Raw genomic sequence first — 3,389 nt, 5'->3', positions numbered from 1 at the left:
ATGGGCTCGGCCACCATCGAGGGCCGCGTCGAGATGGGCGAGAAGGTGATCATCAACATCCGCACCTTCCTCGACAACCACCGGCCGCCGGACCGCGTGCTGCCGAGCATGCTGTGAGGGCGTTCTCGCATGCGGCCCGTCATGGGCTGCGATGCGCGAGATCGTCGAGTTTCTGGCGGACTCTCCTCCAAATTCTGACGTGTCAAACAGCGATGTCGTCGCCCGGCTTGACCGGTCGATCCAGCATTCCAGAGACGGCAGCTTGATCCTCAGTCCGCGGCAAGGTGCGTGACGCCGAACTTCGTTGCCAGCTTGACGAGGAGCTGTCGGATCTTCCAGACGGGATCGATGTCGGGAACGGCCTTCCACAGCGCCTCATCCAGTCTTTCGGCAAACTGGCGATATTCATCGCTCTCCGTGTCCGGATAGACTGCCGCCAGCGCAATCAGCCAGCCCTGAAGCTCGGCGCTTGCCTGACGAGAGTCGGGATCGTTTTGAACGCTGATGGTATCGCGCCCGATCGCCTTGGTCGTGTAGAGAGTCGCGGATTTCGCAGAGTTGGTCAGCAGCAGCAGCACTTGCTCCCGTTGCCATCGTTGAAATTCCGACTGCCGCTGTTCGAGCCGCACTTCGCGATCCCGCTTCACCTGGAGCAGGTCCGCGGCGATCTTGCCGACGACACCGAGCAGACCTCCCATGAACGTGCCGCCGAGCGTGAGCAGACCGGTGACCGTCGCCGCATCCATGGCTTTCCCTCCTCATTCGTTATCCGGCGCATTCTAGCCGCCTCGAGGCTGCGCATATGGTAAATCGATATGGGGGCAATTTCCGCGGCGACCGTGATTGACGCGATCTCCGGTCCAGAGTGATAGTAGGGTGAGCCAATCATCGCGTCGGCGCATCGATGAAACAGCGGATCTTTGCGATTGCGAAGGCCAGCCTGCTGGCCCTCATCGGCCTGGTGATTCTCGCAGCCGCCTCGGCCCTCGGATTCTGCGCCTACCGCCAGAGCCTCGGCGCAAGTTCGCTCGCGATTCGATCGCCGAACGGCATCCAGGAGGGCATGTACGTCAGGATCGGCGGCATCGATCAATGGATTCAGATCCGCGGCGAGGACCGCGATAATCCGGTCATCCTGTTCGTTCACGGCGGCCCCGGCGGCTCCACCATTCCGATTTCGTCCGGCTGGCAGCCATGGGAGCAACATTTCACCATTGCCCAGTGGGACGAGCGCGGCGCCGGGCGCACGCTTCGCGCAACAGGCGAATCGGTGGCGCCGACGATGACGCTCGCGCAGATGACCGAGGACGGCGTCGAGGTCGCCGAATTTCTTCGAGCCCATCTGCACAAGGACCGGATCATCCTGGTCGGGCATTCCTGGGGCTCGTTCCTGGGCGTTCACATCATCAAGAAACGGCCGGAGCTGTTTCAGGCCTATGTCGGCACCGGGCAGGTGGTCGGCCGACAAACTTTCGAAAAGCAGTTCGAGCTCACCGTGGAGCGCGTGAAGGCATTGGCGCAGGCTGCGAGCAACACGCAGGCACTGGCGGAGCTCGCGCCGATTTCCGCCGCGGCGGAGTTCAGCGCGAGGCCGTGCGACACCGTAAGCTTCACTTCCTCCGCCGGCAGCACGCCCGGATGCAGCGTCGTGCTGAAATGGGCAAGGGCGCTTTCGCTCCCGTCGAACGAGACATTCCAGCTTGCCGGCCCGGTCCCGCCACCGTTCATGCCGGGTTTCACGCTGCTCGACTGGTACTACTGGCAACGGGGAATGTCATTCTCGGCTGGGCAACTGCGCGGCAGGAACGGACCGATGATGCAGAACGACCTCTGGTCGCTCGGCACCAACTTTTCGATTCCGATGCTGTTCTTCGAAGGGACCGCCGACTTCAGCACGCCGATGGAGCCGGCGCATGCCTATTTCGAGCGAATCGAGGCGCCTCATAAGGAATTCGTGCCGTTCGAGGGTGGCGACCATTTTCTGCCGTTCGACCGGCCGGACGAATTCCTCGCGCAGTTGCTGGCGCATGTGCGGCCGCTGGTGTTCTAGCTAGAAGATGTATTGACGATCGGTCGGGAGGGTGGGCTAAGCGCGGCTTGCACCGAAGCACGCTCCACAAAGACAGAAGCGTGCCCACCATCCCGAGCCGCGCTGTTCATAGAATGGCGGGCACGGCGCTTCCGCCTTCGCTCTGCGAGCTACGGCGGACGCGGCCGCGCCTTGGCCCACCCCTGCCGCCACTTTCCCAGCCCTTCGCGACCAGGCGCTCCGCTCACAGCGTCTTCAGATATTCGAGCAATGCCTTCTTCTCCTGGTCGCTCAGGCTGGTGCCCCATTCATGGCCGCACCGGCTGTTGCCCGAATCGAGCTTGCTGCAATCGGTAGTGGGTCGGACATTCGATCCCGGCTGGTTGGCCGCGAGGCCGATCTCGTCGGTGTCGTAGTTCGGGCCGAGGCTAAAGCTCGCCTTGCGCTGCGCGGCCGGCTTGAGCAGCTCCGCAAGGCTCGCCACCGAGCCGTTGTGCAGATAGGGCGCGGCGGCCCAGATTCCCTGCAGCACGCGCGATTCGTACGCGCCTTTCTCAACGGTCACGCCGGGCAGGATGCCGCCACTGATGACCACTTTGTCGGGCTGCTGCGCGACCGGTTGCAGCGGCAGATTAAAGGCCTTGGCGAGATCCTTCAGCTCCGGTGGCAGTCGCGGCAATTGCGCGGGCGCAGGCTCCGATCCCGACGGCGATGATGGTTGTGCATCGGGCGACAAGGCGCCGCCGAAGCCGCCGTCAAGGCCATTTTCGAAGCCGCTGAGGAAGCCGCCGGTCAACAGATGCTGGGCGATCGAGCCGCCGACGGCGGTGACCATCATGCTGACGGCATAGTCCTCATCCTTGAGCGCCGGCGTGAAGCCTGGAAACACGGCCGCTCCGTGCAAAGCGCCGGTCTTCGCCTTCCTGAGCAGCTCGTCATATTGATGCGTGTCGGTGCCGACGTTCAGGACCGGCGTATCCCAGGTCTGCGCGAACGGCAGGCTCCCCTTGCCCGGCCTGATGCCGTGACACTGGATGCACCCGCCCTGGGCGGAGTCCCGCTCGAAAATCGACTTGCCCGTCGCAGCCAAGCCCGGGTCGATTTTCCACGGCCATTTCGGGGCGCCGATCTGCTTGAGCAGTTCCTCGATCTTGACCAGCCCTTCGAAGTTGATCGAGTTGTTGTTCAGATAGTTGATGAACGGCCCCTTTACGGGTTTTGGCTCGAAGGTGGCAAAGGCCAGCGCCTGTCCGGTGTTCCGGGTCAGCGCGAAAATGTCGTTGCCGTTGTTGACGAAGCCGGCCCAATCGGTCTTGTCCTGCAGCGGCGAATTCCACAGGAACGGAAACCGCACCGCGGC

3 protein-coding genes and 1 pseudogene are annotated in these 3,389 nt (G+C 63.2%); 2 read left to right on the top strand and 2 right to left on the bottom strand.

Annotation, left to right across the window (positions count from 1 at the left end; genetic code table 11):
- A pseudogene (locus JOY90_RS08885) lies at positions 1-117 on the top strand (D-glycerate dehydrogenase); the annotation flags it as partial.
- A 152-nt stretch (positions 118-269) separates the two neighbouring features.
- Here JOY90_RS08885 and JOY90_RS08880 read toward each other — a convergent pair.
- Positions 270-746, bottom strand: coding sequence for a hypothetical protein (locus JOY90_RS08880; RefSeq protein ID WP_291690770.1), 477 nt, complete (start codon positions 744-746; stop codon positions 270-272).
- A 158-nt stretch (positions 747-904) separates the two neighbouring features.
- Between JOY90_RS08880 and JOY90_RS08875 the strand changes: the two genes are divergently transcribed.
- Positions 905-2,050 (top strand): alpha/beta hydrolase, encoded by a 1,146-nt coding sequence (locus tag JOY90_RS08875; RefSeq protein ID WP_291690769.1) that lies wholly within the window; start codon positions 905-907, stop codon positions 2,048-2,050.
- A gap of 223 nt (positions 2,051-2,273) precedes the next feature.
- On the opposite strand, the gene JOY90_RS08870 is transcribed toward JOY90_RS08875, so the two are convergent.
- Positions 2,274-3,389: di-heme-cytochrome C peroxidase (locus tag JOY90_RS08870; RefSeq protein ID WP_291690768.1), on the bottom strand; the 1,116-nt coding region annotated here is incomplete at its 5' end.

The sequence above is a fragment of the Bradyrhizobium sp. genome (assembly GCF_019242285.1).
Classification (GTDB): Bacteria; Pseudomonadota; Alphaproteobacteria; order Rhizobiales; family Xanthobacteraceae; genus Bradyrhizobium.
This window is presented reverse-complemented; position numbering and strand designations above follow the sequence as displayed.